The following is a 19872-nucleotide window of genomic DNA, read 5'->3' on the forward strand; positions in this document are numbered from 1 at the left end:
GCCCTCCTGACCTCGGAGGACGCCCATGTTCGCACTCGCCACAGCCCTGATGTTCGCCGCCTCAGACCCGTCCTGCCTCGCGCTGGAGCGCGGCGACGGCGGCAGTCCCGTCATTCAAGCGCACGTCAACGGACGCGGACCGTTCGCCTTCGTGCTGGACACGGCCTCCAGCGGCACCACCCTGGACGCCCCGCGCATCGCCCTGCTCCATCCGCCGCGCGAACCTGCGCCGGAGCAGGCCCAGGGCATGGGCGGCGCGATGCAGGTCGACCTCTATCGCATCGCCGCCTTCGACGCCGGACCCGTCCGGATGCGTGATTTCGTCTCGCCCGAAATCACGCCGCCCGCTTTTGAAAGTCATGACATCGCGGGCCTGGCAGGCGTCGATCTGTTCGGCGAGGCCATGGCCGTTTGGCGTCCGGGCGAAGCCTGCGTGTCCGTCCGTCCCAGCGGCGCCGCCGAGACGGACTGGACCCCGGTCGAAACGGACTGGCAGCGGCCGTGGCGCATCCTGCTGCCGATCCGCATCGGCGACGTCACGGGCTGGGCCCTGTTGGACACCGGCGCCCAGCACACCACCCTCAACCCGGCCTTCGCCGCCGCCCTGGGCCTGAAACCCGCCACCCTGCCGTCAGGCGGACAGATCACCGGCATCGACGGCGCGCCGCTGGACCTGGGCCAGACCCGGATCGAGGCGGCGCAGGTCGGGCGCTGGCGCTGGCGAATGATCCCGGTCAAGGTCGGCGCTCTGCCCGTGTTCGATCGCCTCGGTCCGCTAGACGCACCGCTGGCCGTGCTGGGTATCGACTGGTTGGGCGACAGAGGCTTCGCCATCGACTATGGAGCACAAAAGGTCTGGCAGACGCCGGACTGAGATCCCGGCGCGATGACCTCACTTCCCCTTCTGCCCGACCGGACCTGCGGGGCTTGCGTCGAATGTTGTCGCGCCATTCCGCTGGACCTGCCCGAACTGGCCAAGCCGACCGGCGAACTGTGCGCCTATTGCGTCGAGGCCGCCGGTTGTTCCGTCCATGCGATCCGGCCCCAGACCTGCCGGGTCTGGTTCTGCCTGTGGCGGGTGGTCGAGCTGTCGGACGACTGGCGGCCGGACCGCAGCGGGGTGATCGTGCGCCCCGACGGAATCGAGGACGGGGTCATCACCCTGTATGTCATCCGGCCGTCTGACTTCCTGGCCTCGCCGGACTTCTTCGCCACAGTGGCCGGCTGGATCGCCGAAGGGGTCGAGGTGGCGCTGAGCCTTCCCGGCCCGGTCGGGACCTACCCCGCCCGCGCCGTCGTCACCGACTGGCTGCGGCCGGCGGTGGAGGCGGGCGATCCCGCCGCCTTCCTGGCGCGGGTGCTGCGGTCGCTGGACAAGCTGGCGGAGCATGATTTCCAGCCGGACGGGGTCGTGGCGCGCTACGCCGTGGCCTGAGCTGACGGCTTTGGGACGCGCGGCGCATACGGGGTTTCCGCAGGTTCGACTTAGCCGGTTCTTAACAGCGTTCCGTCAGTGATCGTCCTACAATAACCGTCGTCCAGAAAGGGCGCCGCAGCTATGCACGAATGGGACGCCCTGCGTCGCCCGATCTGGTTGTTCGATCCGGTCAACCGGCGCGGCGTCTACGCCAATCCGGCGGCGCTGGAGCTATGGGAGGCGGACAGTCTGGAGGCCCTGCTGGCCCGTGGCTTCGGCCAGTTGTCGCCGGCGGCCGTGGCGCGCGTCGAACGGCTGGCGCGCGAGACCGCCGACGGGTCGGTCGTCTGCGACCAGTGGACCTTCTACCCCAACGGCCACCCGGTGACGGTGGCGGCGGTGATCTCGACCTATCTTCTGGAAGACGGGACGCCGGTGCTGCTGGTCGAGGCCTCGCCCATCGCGGCGGACGGCGACGAGAACCGCGCGGCCGAGGCCCTGCGCCATACCTCGACCCTGATCAGCCTGTTCGATCCCGAGGGGCGGCCGATCTTCTCCAATCCGGCGGCCTTCGCCGCCTACGGCACGGCGACCGACGGGTTCGAGGCGCGGTTCGCCGAGCCGGAGCGCGCGCCGCCGCTGCTGGCCGCCGCCCTGGCCGGAAACGCCGTCACCGACGTCTGCCAGGTCGTCACGCGTGACGGGCTGCGCTGGCATCAGCTCGACGTGCGGCCGGTCACGGACCCGGCGACCGGCCAGATGAGCGTGCTGCTGGACGAACGCGACGTGACCGCGCGGGTCCAGGCCCAGAACGCCCGCGCGGCGGCCGAGCAGAAGGCCGCCATGGCCGAGGCGCGCCAGGCCTTCCTGACCGAAATGTCGCACGAGCTGCGCACGCCGCTGAATACGGTGATCGGCTTCTCGGACCTGTTGGCGACGTCCAGTCTGAATGTCGAACAGGCCGACCATGTGGGGCGGATCAACAACGCCGGTCAGCGCCTGCTGTCGGTCGTCAACGAGATGATCGACCAGTCGGGCAGGGACGCCTCGGAAGGCGACGCCGCGCCCGCAGCGACCGGTCTGACCGTCGTCGAGTCAGAGGTCGGGGCGAAGGCTCCGGCCGAGGTTCCGGCCGAGGTTTCTGGGGCCTGCGAAGCCATCGAGACGGAAGGGTCGGGGCGGACGCCCAGGATCCTGTATGTCGATGATCACGACTGCAACCGGGCCCTGGTGGTCGCGGTGCTGGAGGTCCAGGGCATCGCCTGCACCACGGCCGAGGACGGCGCCCAGGGGCTGGAAGCCGCCCGCACCGGCGACTGGGACCTGATCCTGATGGATATCCAGATGCCGGTCATGGACGGGGTCGCCGCCACCCGCGCCATCCGCGCCCTGCCGGGCCATCGCGGCGCCACCCCCATCGTCGCCCTGACCGCCAACACCCTGGCGGAACAGAAGGCCGAGTATTTCGCCGCCGGCATGGACGATTGCATGGCCAAGCCGATCAACATCGTCGAGCTGACCCACATGGTCCTGAGCTGGACCAGCAGCGACTGGCGCCGAAGCGGGCCGCCGCTGATCGCCGCCGTCGCCTGAGACGCGCGCCGCAAGGCGCGCTTGTTTCAGGCGGTCTTCAGGCCGGCAGGACGGACTGGATGCCCGCCAGCAGACTGGCGGCGGTGATGGGCTTGGGCACATGGATGTCGGCGCCGGCCTGGATCGCCTGCTCGCGGTGCTGGGCCATGGCGTTGGCGCTCAGCATGATGATCGGCGTGTGGATGTTGGCGGCGCGCGTCGCTTCCAGTTCGCGGATCGTGCGGGTCGCCGTCAGCCCGTCCATGCCGGGCATCTGCATGTCCATCAGGATCACGTCGAAGCTGCCGGCCTGGAAGGCGGCGACGGCCTGGGCGCCGTCCTCGACCGTGATCAGTTCGACGGGGTGTCCGGCCAGGATCAGCTGAACCACGCGCTGGTTGGTCGGATGATCTTCCGCCAGCAGGACCCGGATCGTGTGCATCGGCGCCGGGACCTCGGCCGCCCGGGCGCGTTCGCCGGCGACATAGTCGGACAGGGAGGTGCTGCGGGCCAAAGGGATCTCGATCCTGAAGCGGCTGCCCTGTCCGGGCGTCGATTCGGCCGTGATCCGCCCCCCCATCATCTCCACCAGGGCGCGGCAGATCGACAGGCCCAGGCCCGTGCCGCCGAAGCGCCGGGTGATGGTGGCGTCGGCCTGGCTGAAGCGGTCGAACAGGCGGGGGGCGTGTTCGGCGTTGAAGCCGACGCCGGTGTCCTGGATGTCCACGATCAGATGGGTCAGGCTGTCGTGGTCTTCGTCCAGGGCGATGCGGACGGAGACGCCGCCCTGGTGGGTGAATTTCACCGCGTTGGACAGGAGGTTGCCGATCACCTGGCGGATGCGGGTGCTGTCGCCGACGAAGACGCCGCGCGCCTCATCGTCGCGGATGACGTCGAATCTCAGACCCTTTTCGTCGGCGCGGACACGCATGACGTCCAGCGGCGCGTCCAGGGCCTCGTCGAGGTCGAAGGGGCGGGTCTCCAGCGTCAGCTCGCCCGCCTCGATCTTGGAGACGTCGAGGATGTCGGACACCAGCCGTTCCAGGGTGACGCCGGACGCCCGGATCAGATTGACCATCTCGGTCTGGGCGGGATCCAGGGCGGTGCGGGACAGTGCATCGACGATGCCGATCACCCCGTTCAGGGGCGTTCGCACCTCGTGGCTCATATTGGCCAGGAAGTCGGACTTGGCGCGGCTGGCGGCCTCGGCGGCGGCCTTGGCCTCGATCAGGGCCCTTTCGGCGGCGACCTTGGCCGTCACGTCGCGCGCGACCGCATAGATCCGGTCGCCGAACCTCTGGGCGCGCCATTCCAGGGTGACGTAGTGACCGTCCCTGTGCCGATAGCGATTGGTCTGACCCAGAACCGGGTCGCCGGGGCGGCGGTTCGTGACCTCCAGGATGGCCGTCTGTGTGGCGGGCTGGTCGTCGGGATGCACGAGACTGGGCAGAAGCTGACCGACCAGTTCATCGGGCCGATACCCCAGGACCGAGAACCAGGAGGCGCTGGCCTTGACCACCGGCCCGTCCAGTTCACGCACGACCAGAAGATCCAGCGACACGTCGAAGAAGGTGTCCAGATCCACATCGGTCGGCGGTGGGCGCAGCGCCTCGGCGGGCGAACGGATCATTGCAGCAATTCCTCGCGAAGTGATTCAGCCTCTACGCGAGATCGGTTAAGGCCGCATTTGCGTGCACGAGGTTGTTTCAACTGGGCTCATATGTCGCGTCTGTTAAGGTGAAGCCATGATCGCCACCCTGTTTCTGTTCGCCGCCCTCCAGACCTCGCCCGCCGTCCCTGCTGAGGATCGGTTGGAGGATCTGGTCCTGACCGACAACCGGGCCTGCACGGCCGACGGCGCCTGGTGCGTCAGCCTGGTTGAGGAGGTGTGGGAGGGCGAGGTCGTGGTTGCGCCGGTCGTGCGGGCCGCCGGCGATCCGGCGGCGGGCGGCGAGATAGAGGCGGGTGACATCGAGACCTATCAGCCGTGGACCGGCCTAGTGCGGCTGGCGGACGGCGGTTTCCTGGCCGGGGTCGAGGCGGTCGCCCGCAGCATGTATTCCGGCGGCGGGGGACAAGCGTCGGAACTGCGGCTGTATCGCCTGGATGCAGCCGGGGCGGCTGAAGCCGGGGAGTATGGGGCCGCGCCGGTCCTGACCGTGCCGCTGCGGGGGTCGCTGATGATCCGCGCCTGTTTCAGCGATGCGGACATGAAGCAGCGCGCAGGCGCCTGCCATGACGAGTACAGTTTCGACGCCAGGCTGAAGACGGCGGGCGGCTCGGACGCCCTGCCCATGCTGGATTATGAGACCGTCGCCACCGCCTTTCCGCGCGGGGTCTCGCGGTCCGAGGACTCGCTGGAGAAGGCTCCCCTGACCAAGGCCGATCTGGTGGCGGAACGGGATCCGAAATGCAGCTACCAGCGGCGTTTCGTCTTCGACGCTGCGGCGGGCGCCTATCGCCCGGACCAGCCGCTGCCGGACTGTTCGGACTATACGGTCCCGTAGGTTCAGTAGGCGAAGTCGGCGTAGATCCGTTTCACGTCGCCCTGCCAGGCCCCGTGATACAGGTCCAGCAGGCGTTCGGCCGGGGTGATCCCGCTGTCGGCGATGTCTTCCAGTTCCGACAGATAGCCGCGCTCGTCCACCATGCCGCCCGAGAAGCGGGCGCGGTTTTTGAGACCCTGTTTGGCGATATTGACCAGATCGACGGCGATGTCGCGCACGCTGCGGCCCGCCACCTCGGCCTTCAGGCCCAGACGGGTCACGTCGCGGCGCAGGCGCTCATGGTCGGCGATGTCCCAGTCCTTGACCAGATCCCAGGCGGCCGCCAGCGACGGGGCGTCGTACAGGACCCCGGCCCACAGGGCGGGCAGGGCGCAGATCCGGCTCCACGGGCCGCCGTCGGCGCCGCGCATCTCCAGATAGGCCTTCAGCCGCACCTCGGGGAAGAGGGTGGTCAGATGGTCGTTCCAGTCCTTGATCGTCGGATATTCACCCGGCAGGGCGGGCAGTTTGCCGGCCTGGAAGTCGCGGAACGACTGGCCCGAGGCGTCGACATATTTGCCGTCGCGCTTGGCGAAATACATCGGGGTGTCCAGCGCATAATCGGCATAGCGTTCGAAGCCGAAGCCGTCCTCGAACACAAAGCCCAGCATGCCGGTGCGATCGGCGTCGGTGTCGGTCCAGACATTGGCGCGGGCCGACAGGAAACCGTTCGGGCGGCCCTCGGTGAAGGGCGAACAGGCGAACAGGGCGGTGGCGATCGGCTGCAGCGCCAGCGAGGTGCGGAACTTTGCGACCATGTCGGCTTCGGAATCGAAGTCCAGGTTGGCCTGGATGGTGCAGGTGCGCAGCATCATGTCCAGGCCCAGGGTGCCGACCTTGGGCATGTAGGCGCGCATGATGTCGTAGCGGCCCTTGGGCATGACAGGCACCTGTTCGCGGGTCCACAGCGGGTCGAAGCCGGCGCCCAGGAAGCCGACGCCCAACTGGTCGGCCACCTGTTTGACCTCCATCAGGTGCTGGCCGGTCTCGTTGCAGATGTCGTGGATGGTCTTCAGCGGTGCGCCGGACAGTTCGAACTGGCCGCCGGGCTCCAGGCTGACCGAGGCGATGAAGCCCTCGTCGTTGCGACGCTCCAGCCCGATCAGGACGCCGTTCTCCTCGACCCGCGACCAGCCGAACCGTTGCAGGCCTTCCAGCATGGCCTTGATGCCGCTCGGCCCGTCGTAGGCGGGGCGGGCCAGGGTGGTCTTGTCGAACCCGAACTTCTCGTGCTCGGCGCCGATCCGCCACTGGTCCTTGGGCTTGGCGCCCTTGGACATGGCTTCGATGAGGACGTCCCGGCTCAGCGGCGCGTTGTCGATCATGCGTCAGATCCCCTCCGGCGCATCTCTGAGCGACCGTGTGTCGCGGCTAGATGGGCGAGGTTTGGGTCCGGCTCAAGGGGATGCGCTGAGGTTTTAACGCTCCCAATCCCCGACCGCCGCCTGCCACAGGGTCATGGCGGCGATGGCGGCCGTGTCGGCGCGCAGGATGCGCGGGCCCAGAGAGACCGCCGTGGTGAAGGGCAGGGACCGCAGCCGTTCGCGTTCTTCCGGTGAGAAACCGCCTTCGGGGCCGATCAGGATGGACCATTTTGGTTGACCTTCTCCCTCCCCGTCCGGGGAGGGGGGCGAAGGCGCAGCCGAAGCCGGGTGGGCAGGGCCAGGCAGGGCGTCCGGTTGCTCGGCCCGCCCCACCCCGTCGTCGCTGCGCGCCAACGCCCCTCCCCTGAGGGGGGAGGGAGAATAGGGTGCGAGCGCCCGCATCGCCGGGGCGCCGCCGGTCTCGTCGCAGAACATCAGCCGGCGTCCCGCCTCCCACCCGTCCAGCAGGGCGTCCAGTTTCACCGGATCATCGACCGGGGGCACGTCCAGCCGCCCGGTCTGTTCGGCGGCCTCCTCGGCGATGGCGTCCAGCCGGTCCAGGCGGATGCGGTCGGCGTTGGTCCGCTTGGTCAGGACCAGCCGCACCCGGCGCGCCCCCAACTCTGCGGCCTTCTCGACGATGGTCTCGACCCGGGCCTTCTTCACCACCGCGACGATCAGCTCCAGATCGGGGCCATAGGTCTGGGGCCGCGCCTGTTCCTCGGCGCGCAGGATGACGCCCTTCTTCAGCACCTCGGCGATGGTGCAGCGCCATTCGCCATCGCGGCCGTTGAACACCAGCAGTTCGTCCCCGAGCTTCAGCCGCATGACCTGGGTCAGATAGCGGGATTGGTCGAGGGTGGGAGCGACGGGGGATCCTGCCGCCAATGCGGCCTTCACGTGCAAACGTATCATCTCAAATCCGCTCATCCCCGCGAAAGCGGGGACCCAGTGAGAGCCTCAGAACAGGTCATCGAACAGATCGCGCCAGCCTGGGTTCGACCGTTCGATCAGCTCCAGTTTCCAGACGCGGTTCCATTTCTTGATCCGGCGCTCGCGCACGAACGCCGCGTGGCGTGTCGGATGCGCTTCGAACCAGACCAGATTGGCGCAGCCATACTTGGCGGAAAAGCCTTTGAACAGTTTGTCCCGATGCTGGGCGGTGCGCAGGATGATGTCCTCGGTCGAGCCGGTGTAGAGGGTTCCGTTGCGGCGGCTGGCGACGATGTAGGTGAAGAAGGCCAACGGCGTGCATCCCGAAAGCACTGGGTCCCCGCTTTCGCGGGGATGAGCGGAAGGAGGGCGTCAGCTATCGTCAGCCTGGGCCGAGGCTAGGGCCTTTGCGGCCTTGCGCTCACCTTTCCAGAAGGCGCGCTTGGCCCATCGAAGGTGTTTCCACCATTCGTTCGGAGGCGTGAGAATGTCCTTCTTTACGGTTGCCACCCCGCAACCATAAATCATTGTTCGCCGTGTGTCGCCTGCCTTTACAACGTCCGCGCGATCAGCAGCTTCATGATCTCGTTCGTGCCGCCGTAGATCCGCTGCACCCGCGCGTCCTTGTACAGCTGGGCGATGGCGTATTCGTTCATGTAGCCGTAGCCGCCGTGCAGTTGCAGCATCTCGTCGATGGTCTCGCCCTGGATGTCCGTGACCCAGTATTTGGCCATGGAGGCCGTGGCGGCGTCGAGCTGGCCCTGGAGGTGCAGGCCGATACAGTGGTCGACGAAGACCTTGGCGACCGTGAGTTTCGTCTTGACCTCGGCCAGTTTGAACTGGGTGTTCTGGAAGTCGATGACCCGCTTGCCGAAGGCCTTGCGTTCCTTCACGTAGGCGAGGGTCGCCTCCAGCCCGCGCTCGGCGGCGGCGACGCCCTGGACGGCGATGTTCAGACGTTCCTGGGGCAGTTGCTGCATCAGCTGGACGAAGCCCTGGCCCTCGGCGCCGCCGATGATGTTGTCGCCGGGGACCTTCACGTCGTTGAAGAACAGCTCGGAGGTGTCGTTCCCCTCCATGCCGATCTTGTGCAGGTTCCGGCCGCGTTCGAAGCCTTTCGCCCCGTCCGTTTCGACCACGATCAGGGAGGTGCCCTTGGCGCCCTCGGCCGGGTCGGTCTTGGCGACCACGATGATGAAGTTGGCCAGTTGGCCGTTGGTGATGAAGGTCTTGGAGCCGTTGACGACATAGCCGTTGCCGGACTTGACCGCCGTGGTCTTGACGCCTTGCAGGTCGGAGCCCGCGCCCGGTTCGGTCATGGCGATGGCGCCGACCAGTTCGCCGGACTGGAGCCGGGGCAGCCAGCGCGCCTTCTGCTCCTCGGTGCCGTAATGCCAGATGTAGGGGGCGACGATGGCGTTGTGCAGGCTGATGCCGAAATGGTCCGCGCCCTTCCAGCCCAGCTGGCGCATCAGCACCACCTCGTGCCGATAGTCGCCGCCCATGCCGCCGTCTTCTTCCGGCATGGACAGGCCCAGCAGGCCGTCGGCGCCGGCCTGGCTCCACAGGTCGCGCGGCACGGACGAGTTGGCGATCCAGGACTGGACCTTTTCCGGCGGCGCGTGCTCGTCGATCCATTTGCCGACGCTGTCGGAGAAGAGGACAATCTCCTCTTCACGCATGAAATCGGGGTCGGGGCTGTTGAGGATGTTCATGAGCGTTTCCTGGACGTCTCCCTCCCCGTCCGGGGAGGGGGGCCGCGAAGCGGCCGGGTGGGGACGGCAGGGTGAGCGGGCTCGGTCTTTGTGTCGCCGAGCCCTCCCCACCCGGTCGTCGCTGCGCATCGACCGCCCTCCCCCGAGGGGGAGGGAGAGGTTAGCGCCGGCTCAGAACGCTTCGGCCGGCATGGCCATCAGCACGTCCGCGCCGGTCTTCAGCTTGGCCAGATGGGCGCCGGCGTCGGGCAGGATGCGCTCGACGAAGTAGCGGCCGGTCTGGAGCTTGGTGGCGTAGTAGGGGTCGGTCGAGCCGGCCTCGACCTGGGCCTGGGCGACCTTGGCCATCTGGGCCCACATATAGGCCAGGGCCGTCAGGCCGAAGACGTTCAGATAGTCGGTCGAGGCGGCGCCGGCGTTGTCCGGGTTGGCCATGCCGTTCTGCATCAGCCACATGGTGCCTTCCTGCAGCTTCTTCTTGGCGTCGGCCAAGCCGTCGACGAAGGGCTTGATCGCCTCGTTCGCGCCGTTCTCGGCCACGAAGGCGTCGATCTCGCCGAACCAGGTCATGATGGCGCGGCCGCCGTGGGCCGGCAGCTTGCGGCCGACCAGGTCCAGCGCCTGGATGCCGTTCGTGCCCTCGTAGATCATGGTGATGCGGGCATCACGCAGATACTGGCTGGCCGGGAAGTGTTCGGTATAGCCCGAACCGCCGTGGACCTGCATGGCCAGCGAGGCGACGTGGAAGCCCTTGTCGGTCAGATAGGCCTTCAGCACGGGCGTCAGCAGGCCCATGTAGTCCTTGGCCTTGGTCGCGACGGCCTCGTCTTCCGACTTCTCCAGATCGGCGTGCAGGGCGGTCCACAGGATGAAGGCCTGGCCGCCTTCGACGAAGGCGCGGGCCTCCAACAGCATGCGGCGCACGTCGGGGTGGACGATGATCGGGTCGGCCGGGCCTTCGGGGTTCTTGGGTCCGGTCAGGCTGCGGCCCTGCAGGCGGTCCTTGGCGAACTCGGCGGCGGCCTGATAGGCGGCGGTGCCGATGGCCAGGCCCTGCAGGCCGGTGCCCAGGCGGGCCTCGTTCATCACCACGAACATGTTGTTCATGCCGCGGCCTTCCTCGCCCAGCAGCCAGCCCTTGGCGCCGTCATACTGCATGACGCAGGTGGCGTTGCCGTGGATGCCCATCTTGTGCTCGAGGCCGGCGCATTCGAGGGTGTTGCGCTCGCCCAGCGAGCCGTCCTCGTTGACCAGATATTTGGGCACGACGAACAGGGACAGGCCCTTGATGCCCGGGACCGCGCCTTCGATGCGGGCCAGAACCGTGTGGATGATATTGTCCGAGAAATCGTGCTCGCCGGCCGAGATCCAGATCTTCTGGCCGGTGATCGAATAGGAGCCGTCGCCGTTCGGCACGGCCTTGGTGCGGACCATGCCCAGGTCCGTGCCGCACTGGGGCTCGGTCAGGTTCATGGTGCCGGACCATTCGCCCGACACCATCTTGGGCAGGTATTTGGCCTTGATTTCATCCGAGGCGCTGGCGTGGATGCCGGCATAGGCGGACGACGTCAGGCCCGGATACATGGAGAAGGCCGCCGAGGCGCCGGCGGTCATCTGACCGAAGGCCGAGGCGACGATGCTGGGCATGCCCTGGCCGCCGTAGGCCGGGTCGGCGGCCAGCGCCATCCAGCCGGCTTCAGACATGGCCTTGTAGGCTTCCTTCCAGCCCTTGGGACCGGTGACGACGCCGCCCTCGGACCAGTGGCAGCCTTCCTTGTCGCCCGGATTGTTGATCGGGGCGATGACCTCGTCGGCGAACTTGCCGCCTTCTTCCAGGATCTGGCCGACCAGGTCCGAAGACACGTCCTGGAAGCCGGGCTGGTTGGTGTAGCGGTCGATCTCCAGCACTTCATTCAGGATGAAGGTGAAATCGCGGACGGGCGACTTGTAGGCCATGGGTCAGGCTCTCGCTTTGAAGGGGTGATGGTCGTGGTTGAGGCGTGCGCGCAGCAGCTTCTCATAGTCTTCCGCGCCGGGCAGCAGGTCCGGCCGGTGTTCGCCCAGCTTGGACTCCATCCAGGCGCAGGCGTCTTCCGCCGTCTGGATGGCGCCTTCGATGTCTTCCAATTGCTGCTTCAGGGCGGCGATCTGGGCGCGGTGGCGTCTCAGGGCCACCGCCATCTGGTGGACGTTGTGATCCTTGCGGTCATACAGGTCCAGCATCTCCTGGATTTCCTGCAGGGTGAAGCCGATGCGGCGGCCTCTCAGGATCAGTTTCAGCCGCGCGCGGTCGCGGGAATCATAGACGCGCGTCTGTCCCTTGCGGGCCGGCGTCAGCAGACCCTTGTCCTCGTAGAATCTGAGGGCGCGGGCCGTGGCGTCGAACTCGCGGCACAGCTGGCGAATGGAATAGGTGCGGTGATCGTCGGCGGTGGCCATGCGGGCACCATAACTTTACGTGCGCGTAAAGGAAAGGCTTTACGTGCGCGTAAGGGTAAGCTTTCGCCGAGATGGACGGCAGGCAAAGAAAAGCCCGGAGCCAGGGGGGAGAAGGCTCCGGGCGCGACACACCGGGACAGGAGGGGGGAGAGGGTCCCGGCGATCGATCTTCAGGGGCGGGTCAGGCCGTGCGGCGACCCAGCAGAACCGGGATGGTGAAGCCCAGCAGAATGAGGTTGACCACGGCCAGGCCGATGTCCTGGCTGAGGGCGTGGATGATCAGCATGGTCGATTCCAGCACGATCAAGCCGGCGGCCGCGGTCAGCAGCAGGGGGCGGCCGACGCGCCAGGAGATCAGCGGGGCCAGAACGCCCAGCGCCAGCACCAGCTCGACCACGCCCATGCCGCGCACCATGTTCTCGGGCGCGACGGCGGGCCAGCCCATCAGGGTGATGAGGTTGGTCATCGGCTCCGTCAGCTTGGCGTAGCCGGCGGCGATGAAGAACATCGCGATCCAGCCCTGCAGCGTCCACAGGGTGATGTTCTTGTAGGCGGCGCGGCTGCGGGCCTGGGCGACGGGCAGATGGGTTGTGGTCATCGGGAGGGGCCTGATTGGTAACAGTTGCGATATCGGATTGAGCGGCTCCGTTCGCAAGGGGGTATCTAGAGGCCCTTTCATCATTTGTCATCACGCGATGACATCAATTGATGACATCAGCTGATGACTTTGTGTTTCAGGGGCGGCGCGAGTGGCCCGATTCGCGCCGCCCCTGCAACGGGTTCTGACGATATTTCAGCCGATCAGGGTTCTTCCGATTGGGGTCCCGGCGTCTGGACGATCAGGTCGCCGGGCTGGCAGTCCAGTTCGCGACACAGGGCGTCCAGGGTGGAGAAGCGGACGGCGCGGGCCTTGCCGGTCTTGAGGATCGACAGATTGGCCAGGGTGACGCCGACGCGGTCGGACAGTTCGGTCAGGGACATGCGGCGTTCGAGCAGCAGCCGGTCCAGCTGGATCATGATCATGGCGCGCCTCTCAGACCGTGGTCAGCTGTTCGTCGCGCATGGCCGACCCCTGACGGAAGACCTCGGCCAGGATGAAGACCACCAGTATGCCCAGCCAGGATCCGAGGTCGAAGTCATAGTCCGAGGCCGACTGGCCGATGGCCTGGGGTGCGACGATGGACAGCATCAGGGCGGTCAGCTGAATACCCAGCAGGCCGAAACCGACGGCCTGGAGCCGTTTGACATTGGCGAACTCGAAGGCGTCGCCCTGGTTCACCGAAAGCAGGATGCGCCGCAGCCGGTTGATGATCCACCAGGTGAAGCCGCAGGCCAGGAAGGCGCCCAGCAGGGTCAGGCGGCCGGTCAGCTCGTAGTTTCCGTCAGGATCCGTCGCCCCATCGCGCAGCGCGTCCATCCAGTCGACGCCGATGATCATGCTGGCGACTAGGAGGACGCCCGCAGCGACTGCTCCGATCATGACGAAGACGTTGAAGAAACCCAACAGCCAACGCAGTGCGCTGGCGGCCGAATATTTGCCCACGAGTTTCATCCGATAGCCCTCCATTGGGTCGCCCTCCGCGACACTTGGCGACTATCGATATGGATTTATCGATAAACGGGCAAGAACATTATCGATAAACGAGATGAAGCTTTCGTAAGGTTCGGCTCAGGCGGTGAAACCCCAGGCGGCGCGGGCCGCCTCCAGCCGCGCCAGCTTGGCCTGGAACGGCCCCCAGTCGTCGGCGGCGTCGATAGCGGCCCAGATCGTCTCGACCTCGTCGATCAGCATCTCCTCCGGCTCGCGGGCGGCGAACATGGGATGCTCCAGCCGTTCGATCCGGTCGGGCTCATGTTCCATCAGGGCGAAGCGGAAGACGTCGAAGGCCTCGCCCTGGTACAGTCTGGCGCGCGGCCCCGACAGGGCGCGGGCCGAGGAGGCGAAGCCGCCGAACCAGTCGAAGAACAGGGGCTCCCACCGCAGGGCCTCGCCGCCCTCCCGCAACAGGGCCAGGGTCGCATCGACCAGCCTCTGGTCCGCCGCCTCCCCCAGGCTGAGCACGCCCAGCCGCATCAGGAAGGCGGCGCGCAGTTCGCGGATATAGGCGGGGCCGAAGCTGTTCAGGGCGTCGGTCAGGGGCTCGGCCCCGGCCACCAGTTTCAGACAGCCGGCCAGTTGGGTCAGGTTCCAGAACACCGCCTCGGGCTGGCGCGCGAAGGCGTAGAGGCCGGTCTGGTCGAAATAGGCGGCGGTGAAGGCCGGGTCGTATTCGGGCAGGAAGCGCCAGGGGCCATAGTCGAAACTCTCGCCCGTGACGTTCAGATTGTCGGTGTTCAGCACGCCATGGACGAAGCCGGCCGCGATCCAGCGGGCGGTCAGTCGGGCCGAGGCCTCGACGACGGCGCGCAGCAGGCCGGGCGCGTCCCCGGCGGCGACCGTCGGGTGATAAAGAGTGCGGACGTGTTCGATCAGGGTCTCGATCTGATCGGCGTGAGCCAGATAGGCGGCGCGCTGGAAGGTGCCGAAGCGGATATGCGAATGCGATAGGCGCACCAGCACGGCTGAGCGGGTCGGCGACGGCTCGTCCCCCCGCTCCAGCGCCTCGCCGGTCTCGATCAGGGAGAAGGCCCGGCTGGTGGGGACGCCCTGGGCCTCCAGCATCGCGGCCGCCAGCACCTCGCGCATCCCGCCCTTCAGCGTCAGCCGCCCATCGCCGCCGCGCGACCAGGGCGTCTGACCCGAGCCTTTTGTTCCCAGGTCGAGAAGTCGACCTGGGGCGCTATCACTCCCGACGCGGTCGCTCGTTGCTTGAGCGCGCGGCGTTTCGCGCATCTGCGCCGCCAGGAAGCCGCGCCCATCGCCCAGGTCGGGATTGTACTGGCGGAACTGGTGCCCGTGATAGCGCATGGCCAGGGGGCCGGGCTGACCCGGCAGGGGCGCGAACCGGCCGAAGGCGGCGATCCATTCGGCGTCGCTCAGCCCCTCCAGCCCCACATCCGCAGCGGCGCGGTCGTTGCGGAACCGCAGCACGGCCTGGGGAAAATCGGCCGCCTGGACGGCGTCGGCGAAATCGGGGCCCAGATCGAAGACGCGCGCTTCGGGGCGATAGGCGGGGGAGGGGGGCATGGGGGCTAGGTGCGACCGCCGCATCTGTTTCGCAAGTCGCCTATGGTGACGGTTTCGGTTGAACCTCTGGGCCCATGCCGTATTCTTGTGGGCAGACATCAGGCTGCGCTTGCGGCCAGGCCGGCGCCGTCTTCACACGATGAAGCGGCGAACCCGGTCCGACGCCCGTCGATAACCTGGCGTCACGACAGCTCATCCTTTCGATCGGAGGCCGCCGTGGCGCGCAAACTGACTCTCGACTTCCTCAAGACCGAGGCCGCGTCCGGCTCGGCCCTGGCCCTGGCGGCCATCGCGGCGGTGCTGGTGGCCAACTCGCCCTGGTCGGCGGACTATTTCACCTGGCTGAAGAGCTATCATGTGCTTCAGATCGGTCCGATCCGGCTGGAGGAGTCGATCTCCGACTGGATCAAGGAAGGCCTGATGGCGATCTTCTTCCTCGTCGTGGGGCTGGAGATCAAATACGAGATCGTGCGCGGCGAACTGAGCGACCCGCGCAAGCTGGCGACGCCGGTGCTGGCGGCCCTGGGCGGCATGGCCGGGCCGGCCGCCGTCTATCTGCTGCTGTCGGCGACGATGGGGGCGCCCCATGCGGGCTGGCCCATTCCTCTGGCCACCGACATCGCCTTCGCCCTGGCCATCTTCGGCTTCGTCGGCAAGGGCCTGCCGTCGTCGCTGCGGGTCTTCCTGCTGACCCTGGCCATCGTCGACGACCTGGGGGCCATCGCCCTGATCGCGGTCCTGTTCAGCGAGGGGGCCAACTGGGCGCCGCTGTTCTGGGCCCTGGGCCTGATCGCCGTGGGCGGCCTGGTGGCGCACCGGATCCGGATCCCGACGCCCTTCTGGGTGCTGGGCTTTGCGGCCGTCTGGTATCTGACGGTCCTGTCGGGGCTGAGCACCTCTCTGACCGCCGTGGCCTTCGCCATGATCGTGCCGATCGCGGCGCGCAAGGAGGATCACCAGAGCCCGCTGAAGGAGGCGATGCACGACCTGCATCCGTGGAACGCCTTCCTGGTCCTGCCGCTGTTCGCCTTCGCCAAGGCCGGGGTCTCCTTCGCCGGCCTGACGATGGACCAGGCCTTTGCGCCCCTGGTCGTCGCCATCGCCCTGGGCCTGTTCTTCGGCAAGCAGATCGGCGTGCTGGGCATGGCCTGGCTGGCCTCGGCCCTGAGGATCGGCGCCCGGCCGACCGACGCCACCTGGCTGCAGGTCTATGGGGTGTCGCTGCTGTGCGGCGTGGGCTTCACGATGAGCCTGTTCATCGGCGTCCTGGCCTTCCCCGGCGCGGTCGATTCGCCCGAACAGGTCGAGGTCAAGCTGGGCGTCATCGGCGGCTCGATCCTGTCGGCCGTGGCGGCGGCTGTCGTGCTGGGTCTGGCGGGCCGGACCCGGTCGAAGGTCAGGGGCGAATAGCCCCCGATTTCGCCGCGAAAGCCGCGACTGCGGTGCAAAAACTGACCTAGCGTAAGCGTTTTCTGTCTCTTCCTTGTCACAGGAAGGTCGAACTGCGGCGAAAAATCGTCGCGGGTAACAACGCTCGCTTGTAGCTCACGCCCAAGCGGGCTTAGCCTCTGCGGTACTGAACGCGTCTCCACGCAGAGGCGCGTCGATTGGGAACTAGGAAACGCTGCGGTCTCGCTCCGCGTGACCGGGCTTCAGAGCCGGGAGGACGCTTTCATGCGCCACACTAACCGCTATCTCCGGACCACCGTGTCCGCCGCCGTCGTCGGCGCCGCCGTGTTCGGCTTCGCCGGGATCGCCGCCGCCCAGGAGGCGCCCACCAGCGTGGACGACATCATCGTCACCGCCCAGAAGCGCGAACAGAGCCTGCAGGACGTGCCGATCGTGGTCACGACCCTGTCGCAGGAAGTGCTGGACGGCGCCGGGGTGCAGGACATCAAGGATCTGCAGATCCTGACGCCGGGCATGACCGTGACCTCGACCCAGTCCGAAGCCTCGACCACGGTCCGTATCCGCGGCGCCGGCACCGTCGGCGACAACCCCGGTCTGGAATCCTCGGTCGGCGTCGTGATCGACGGCGTCTATCGCTCGCGCAACTCGGTCGGCTTCGGCGACCTGGGCGAACTGAGCCGCATCGAGGTGCTGAAGGGACCGCAGGGGACCCTGTTCGGCAAGAACACCTCGGCCGGGGTCATCAACATCATCACCGAACGCCCGTCGTTCGACCCGTCGGTTTCGGCCGAACTGACCGCCGGCAACTACGGCGCCATGGGCGGCTCGGTCTCGGCGACCGGCCCGCTCAGCGACATCATCGCCGGCCGCATCTTCGTGGCGCATCGCGAGCGCGACGGCTTCTATGACGTCAACGTCGGCGACGGCCCGCGCACCCTGACCGAGGACAACACCCAGGACTACTGGACCGGTCGCGGCCAGCTGCTGATCCTGCCCAGCGACGAGGTGTCGATCCGCCTGATCGCCGACTACACCAAGCGCGACGAATTCTGCTGCTCGGCGGTTCAGACCCGCGTCGGCCCGACCCAGGCCTTCATCGCCGCCCTGGCCGCGCCCAACGGCCCCGGCCAGCGGCCGCCCGTCGCCGGCTTCGGCACGGTGCCCTTCAGCCGCACCGCCTATTCGAACCGCGAGACGCCTCAAGAGATCGAGGACATGGGCCTGTCGGCGGAAGCCACCATCGACCTGCCCAGCCTGAACGCCACCCTGACGTCGCAGACCTCGTGGCGCGACTGGTCGTTCCAGCAGGGGATGGACCTGGACTATACGGGCGCCGACATCCTTCACCGCGAGAATGACGGGTCCAACGGCTACGGCGTCGACAACCTGACCCAGGAATTCCGTCTGGCCGGCGCGACGGACAAGTTCGACTGGCTGGTCGGCCTGTTCGCCACCAAGGAAGGCGTCTATCGCGACGACTCCTATTCCTACGGCGCGGACTACAACGGCTTCGCCTCCTTCCTGCTGACGGCGACCCTGCCGGCCGCCGTGGGGGGACCGAGCCCCAGCCGCCTGGGCTGTTTCACCAATCCGCAGGGCTTCCTGGTCACCGCCGCCGCGCCGAACACCCCGCTCTGCGTCGTCGGCGCCGTGGCGCCCAGCGCCGCCGCCCCGACCTTCGCGGCGGGCAAGGCCTATGAGGACCACTATTCCCAGCGGTCGGAATCGGTGGCCCTGTTCACCAACAACACCTGGCGGGTGACCGAGGCCTTCGACCTGAACCTGGGCCTGCGCTACACCTATGACAGCAAGCGTCTGCTGGGGGTTCAGGACAATCTGGGAAGCAATGGCGCGGCCTGCGGCGGCGCCCTGGCGAACCAGAATCCGGCCAACCGCGCGCCGTCGGCCATCCCCGGCACCGTCAATGTGGGGACCCCGGCCGCGGCTGTGGGCCTGCTGTGCCTGCCCTGGTCGAACCCGCTCTATGACAATCGCCGGATCCAGGAGAAGTTCAGCGACACCGACATCAGCGGCACGTTCAAGGGCTCCTACCGGTTCAACGACGCCGTCATGGCCTACGCCTCCTATGCGCGGGGCTACAAGGGCGCGGGCTACAACATGGACCGGGTGCAGACGGGGGTGACGCCGGACGCCTCGCTGTTCTTCGACGCCGAGACGGTGGACAGCTACGAACTGGGGGTGAAGACGACCCTGTTCAACCGCTCGATGCTGCTGAACCTCACCTACTTCGATCAGAAGTTCGAGAACTTCCAGCTCAACACCTTCCTGGGCACCGCCTTCGTGGTGGAATCCATCCCGGAACTGACCTCGCGCGGCGTTGACGCCGACATGGTCTGGTTCACCCCGGTCGAGGGCCTGATGTTCCAGGGCGGCGTCACCTATACGGACGCCAAATACAACGACTTCACCGCCGCCGACCTGTCGAACCCGGCGCGCTTCCCCGCCCTGTCCCTGCTGCCGGGCGCCCGCGCCTCGTTCGCTCCGGAATGGTCGCTGACCGGCGCCCTGGCCTTCGACCGCTCGCTGGGCGGCGGCCTGCGCGGCGGCTTCAACCTGTCGGCCAAATATTCGACCGACTACAACACCGGTTCGGACCTGCTGCCGTACAAGGACCAGGAGGCCTTCACCGTCGTCAACGGCCGCATCACCATAGGTTCGGAAGACGAACGCTGGACCATCGATGTCTGGGGCCAGAACCTGCTGCAGGAAGAATACACCCAGGTCGGCTTCGCCGCTCCGCTGCAGGGCACGGCCTTCACCAACACCACCACGCCCCAGGCGAACGGCACCTACTACAACCCCGCCACCGACACGGCGACCTACAACGCCTACCTGGGCGCCCCGCGCACCTGGGGCGTGACGCTGAAGGTCAAATACTGATCGTCCAGCCGCCGCGGCCCCAGGGCTGACAGGGCGGAACGACGAAGGCCCGTCCGGGAAACCGGTCGGGCCTTTTTCTTGGGTGATGGCGGGAGGGCGGGAATGTCTGGTCTCAGACGTGGCCCCTAGTTCGGCTTTCGACCCGTTGCGGACATTCTCTACGGCCGACATACTCGTCCTATGTCTGCCCCGTGCCACTGGCCCCATGCTTGTTTTGCGTGCCGCAAGTCTTGGAAGCTCGCTGAGCGCTCCAACGCAAAGTGCCCGGAATGTGGAGATCCGTTGCACTGGATGGGTCGCGCTTTCAAAGCGCCGAGGAAGACCGACAAGGAGCAGTGGAATAAGGTTAGCTCGTTGTGGAGTGCCGGGTATCGCTTCATCAACCATGAAGGCTGGAGGGAGGCGGTGCCCTATCCAGAGCGGCTGAAGGAGGTAGAGGGTTTTATCC

General features: G+C 67.2%; 17 protein-coding genes. 6 read left to right on the forward strand and 11 right to left on the reverse strand.

Annotation, left to right across the window (positions count from 1 at the left end):
• Window positions 1-25 precede the first annotated feature (25 nt).
• The 3 genes from AC07NC_RS03290 (at window position 26) to AC07NC_RS03300 (ending at window position 3010) form a co-directional block, all read left to right on the forward strand.
• Entirely contained in the window at window positions 26-874 is an 849-nt protein-coding gene (locus tag AC07NC_RS03290) for an aspartyl protease family protein (protein ID WP_494568569.1), read from the forward strand.
• Between the two features lie 12 nt (window positions 875-886).
• Window positions 887-1435, forward strand: a complete 549-nt coding sequence (locus tag AC07NC_RS03295; protein WP_494568570.1) for a hypothetical protein — start codon at window positions 887-889, stop codon at window positions 1433-1435.
• Window positions 1436-1558: 123 nt separating this feature from the next.
• Window positions 1559-3010, forward strand: a complete 1452-nt coding sequence (locus AC07NC_RS03300) for a hybrid sensor histidine kinase/response regulator (RefSeq protein WP_494568571.1) — start codon at window positions 1559-1561, stop codon at window positions 3008-3010.
• A 37-nt stretch (window positions 3011-3047) separates the two neighbouring features.
• Here the strand turns inward: AC07NC_RS03300 and AC07NC_RS03305 are convergent, their stop codons facing one another.
• Window positions 3048-4619 carry an ATP-binding protein gene (locus AC07NC_RS03305; RefSeq protein ID WP_494568572.1) on the reverse strand — a complete coding sequence of 524 codons (1572 nt, stop codon included), beginning with the start codon at window positions 4617-4619 and terminating at the stop codon, window positions 3048-3050.
• Between the two features lie 115 nt (window positions 4620-4734).
• Here AC07NC_RS03305 and AC07NC_RS03310 point away from each other — a divergent pair, with 115 nt between their 5' ends.
• Entirely contained in the window at window positions 4735-5496 is a 762-nt protein-coding gene (locus AC07NC_RS03310; RefSeq protein WP_494568573.1) for a hypothetical protein, read from the forward strand.
• Between the two features lie 2 nt (window positions 5497-5498).
• On the opposite strand, the gene AC07NC_RS03315 is transcribed toward AC07NC_RS03310, so the two are convergent.
• The 10 genes from AC07NC_RS03315 to AC07NC_RS03360 form a co-directional block, all read right to left on the reverse strand.
• Window positions 5499-6860 carry a glutamate--cysteine ligase gene (locus AC07NC_RS03315; RefSeq protein ID WP_494568574.1) on the reverse strand — a complete coding sequence of 454 codons (1362 nt, stop codon included), beginning with the start codon at window positions 6858-6860 and terminating at the stop codon, window positions 5499-5501.
• Window positions 6861-6953: 93 nt separating this feature from the next.
• Complete coding sequence (locus AC07NC_RS03320; RefSeq protein WP_494568575.1) at window positions 6954-7814, reverse strand: 16S rRNA (uracil(1498)-N(3))-methyltransferase; 861 nt, start codon at window positions 7812-7814, stop codon at window positions 6954-6956.
• A gap of 45 nt (window positions 7815-7859) precedes the next feature.
• A complete protein-coding gene (locus AC07NC_RS03325; protein ID WP_494568576.1) occupies window positions 7860-8144 on the reverse strand; it encodes a GIY-YIG nuclease family protein in 285 nt (94 codons plus the stop codon).
• Between the two features lie 239 nt (window positions 8145-8383).
• Window positions 8384-9547: an acyl-CoA dehydrogenase family protein gene (locus AC07NC_RS03330; protein WP_494568577.1), complete on the reverse strand. Its 1164-nt coding sequence runs from the start codon at window positions 9545-9547 to the stop codon at window positions 8384-8386.
• A 171-nt stretch (window positions 9548-9718) separates the two neighbouring features.
• Entirely contained in the window at window positions 9719-11503 is a 1785-nt protein-coding gene (locus AC07NC_RS03335; RefSeq protein ID WP_008264142.1) for an acyl-CoA dehydrogenase C-terminal domain-containing protein, read from the reverse strand.
• Window positions 11504-11506: 3 nt separating this feature from the next.
• On the reverse strand, window positions 11507-11986 hold the full coding sequence (locus AC07NC_RS03340; protein ID WP_008261152.1) for a MerR family transcriptional regulator: 480 nt from the start codon (window positions 11984-11986) through the stop codon (window positions 11507-11509).
• A 181-nt stretch (window positions 11987-12167) separates the two neighbouring features.
• On the reverse strand, window positions 12168-12584 hold the full coding sequence (locus AC07NC_RS03345) for a DoxX family protein (protein ID WP_372705105.1): 417 nt from the start codon (window positions 12582-12584) through the stop codon (window positions 12168-12170).
• A gap of 203 nt (window positions 12585-12787) precedes the next feature.
• The gene (locus AC07NC_RS03350) at window positions 12788-13009 is read right to left on the reverse strand and encodes a helix-turn-helix domain-containing protein (protein WP_008264105.1); all 222 of its coding nucleotides are present in this window, start codon (window positions 13007-13009) and stop codon (window positions 12788-12790) included.
• 10 nt (window positions 13010-13019) lie between these two features.
• Entirely contained in the window at window positions 13020-13538 is a 519-nt protein-coding gene (locus tag AC07NC_RS03355; protein WP_035310772.1) for a DUF2975 domain-containing protein, read from the reverse strand.
• 117 nt (window positions 13539-13655) lie between these two features.
• Window positions 13656-15113 (reverse strand): protein adenylyltransferase SelO family protein, encoded by a 1458-nt coding sequence (locus tag AC07NC_RS03360; protein ID WP_494568578.1) that lies wholly within the window; start codon window positions 15111-15113, stop codon window positions 13656-13658.
• A gap of 216 nt (window positions 15114-15329) precedes the next feature.
• On the opposite strand from AC07NC_RS03360, the gene nhaA reads away from it, so the two are divergent.
• Both nhaA and AC07NC_RS03370 read left to right on the forward strand, forming a co-directional pair.
• Window positions 15330-16523: a Na+/H+ antiporter NhaA gene (nhaA, locus tag AC07NC_RS03365; RefSeq protein WP_494568579.1), complete on the forward strand. Its 1194-nt coding sequence runs from the start codon at window positions 15330-15332 to the stop codon at window positions 16521-16523.
• A 264-nt stretch (window positions 16524-16787) separates the two neighbouring features.
• A complete protein-coding gene (locus tag AC07NC_RS03370; protein WP_494568580.1) occupies window positions 16788-19424 on the forward strand; it encodes a TonB-dependent receptor in 2637 nt (878 codons plus the stop codon).
• Window positions 19425-19872 lie beyond the last annotated feature (448 nt).

Source organism: Brevundimonas sp. GW821-FHT10A07, from assembly GCF_059415785.1.